Below are 2,197 nucleotides of genomic sequence, written 5' to 3'. Positions count from 1 at the left end.
TTTTCGAGTGAATTTAATATTTCGGCAATATGAATGGTTTTGATTCTGCTTTTTTGCCTTTTTAGAATTCCGTCTAAATGCATCAAGCAAGACATATCACCACCTGTAATATAATCCACGTCATGACTTTCGTGATCTTTAATACGATCTTGTCCCATTTTTACTGAAACTGCTTCTTCTGTTACACAGAAAGTTCCGCCAAAACCACAGCATTCGTCTTTTCTAGTTAAAGCAACCAAATTAAGATCTTTTATACTGTGCAATAATTGTTCAGGTTTAGAGAAAAATGGTGCGTTTAATTCAGACATTTGCGAAAGCTTTAATCCACGCTGACCGTGACAGCTTACATGCATTCCGACTTTATATGGAAATCTTCCGTCAATATGATCGATTTTTAAAACATCGGTAATAAACTCGGTAAGTTCGTAAACTGTATTTCGAATTGCTGTTGCCTTCTCTTCTTGTTTTTCATCATGCAAATGGTCTTTTACATGCAAAACACAGCTTCCAGAAGGACAGACTATGTAATCAAATCCAGAAAAATTAGCAATAAAATTGGCGTCGCATCCTTTTGTTAAATGCGCATAACCACTATTGGCCATTGGCTGTCCGCAACAGGTTTGTCCCATCGGAAATTCGACGTCACAACCTAATTTTTGTAGTAACTCGTAGGTTGCGATTCCTACTTTTGGATAAAATTGGTCGACATAACAAGGTATAAAAAGTCCAATTTTCATGTTGTAGTATTTAGTGTGTTGTTCATTTAGGCGTGTACTGTAAAAATGTAAAAAATACGTTTCTCAGCAAATTTACAACATACAGACCGTTTTTACCTAATGTTTATAGAATTTCAAGTCAATTAAATCGTTCTGAATTGGTTTTGGATTCCAATTATCATGAATTGCCAACGCAGCTCCCAAAGCACTTGCCTGCGCCATCGAGGCTGCATAAACTTCTACATCTGGAAAAGCTTCTGCTAATAAATTCATATAAATCGAATTTTTACTGAAACCTCCATCCACAAAAATCTTTTTTACTGGACTGTTATGAATGACCAAATTGGTAGAAAAAACCTGCTGTTCTACCAGATCTAACATTAATTGATGATAAGCTGTTTCGTAATTTTTATAGTGTGAAAGGTCTCTTTTTTGAAAAGGGCATTCTTTCAGGATATCAAAATTGTATTTTTTTGGATAGAAAATCTGATAATTAAGCGCTCGTAGATTGGCTACAATATTTTTATCAAAATAAACTTCTTTGTAAGTATCAACTGGAACTTTAAAATGTTCTGCCAAGCGTTTGGTCTGCACTTCGTGTTCGTTTCCTGCAAACAATCTTGCCGCTTTTACAGGCTTTTCTGTGTACTGCATGTAACACAAACAATCGTTTTGTGATTCGTCAAAAGTTAAAGGCTTATTATTGAAAGGATTTAATGAAATACTCCATGTTCCCGTTGATAATAAAACAAAAGGCTCTGTAAAATTGATTGTATACGGAATAATTGCCGATGAGCTATCGTGAAGACCAACTCCAATTGCTATATTTTCGCGGGTCATAATCACATCTTTACCAAAATGAATTGGCGGTATTTTATCTGAAATACCTTCTTCTTTCAGCCATTTATGATACTTCATTTTTTTGAAATTCCACAAATTGGTATGACAGCCAATACTTGTAATATCAGCGTATGCTTCATTCGTTAAAAGAAAACTTAAAAACTGTGGCAAATGCAAACAGTATTTCACTTTTACAAATATTTCGGGTTTCTGTTCTTTTATACGGTAAATCTGCATTCCCGAATTTAAACTTCCCAAAACTGGAGAAGCCGTTTTTACAGCAAACTTTTTTTCTCCTTTGTATTTTTCGTAGAAATTAGATTTTAAATCCTCTGGATAATCTTTTAGATAATTATACAGAGGAGTTAAAACTTTTCCGTTTTCGTCTATATAAACAAAACTTGCTCCGTAAGTGCTGAAATTGATGGCTTTTAAAACATAATCTTTAAGCTCTTTTATTTCAGATAATCGATCTAAAATCCAATTTTTAAGTACTTCGATATCTTCACACGGAAATCCGTCTTCGTCTGTGGTTTCCTCCAGATTTACCGATTTTTCCCAGACAATTTTATAATTTTCGTTAAATAAAAAAACCTTTTTGTTTGTTTTACCAATATCAAAAATCGCAACTACATTCATTT

General features: G+C 33.8%; 2 protein-coding genes. Both read right to left on the bottom strand.

Annotated elements, in window-relative coordinates; all coding sequences use genetic code 11:
* A partial coding sequence (locus tag B3J44_RS10720; protein ID WP_286968428.1) for a (Fe-S)-binding protein occupies positions 1-737 on the bottom strand: 737 nt, incomplete at its 3' end.
* A gap of 96 nt (positions 738-833) precedes the next feature.
* Positions 834-2,197, bottom strand: a 1,364-nt coding sequence (locus B3J44_RS10715) for an FGGY-family carbohydrate kinase (protein ID WP_286968426.1), incomplete at its 5' end; no start/stop codon positions are given.

The sequence above is a fragment of the Flavobacterium sp. UBA4854 genome, from assembly GCF_002399805.1.
Classification (GTDB): domain Bacteria; phylum Bacteroidota; class Bacteroidia; order Flavobacteriales; family Flavobacteriaceae; genus Flavobacterium; species Flavobacterium ginsengisoli.
The sequence above is the reverse complement of the archived record's forward strand: the minus strand, read 5'-3'. Positions and strand labels throughout refer to the sequence as shown.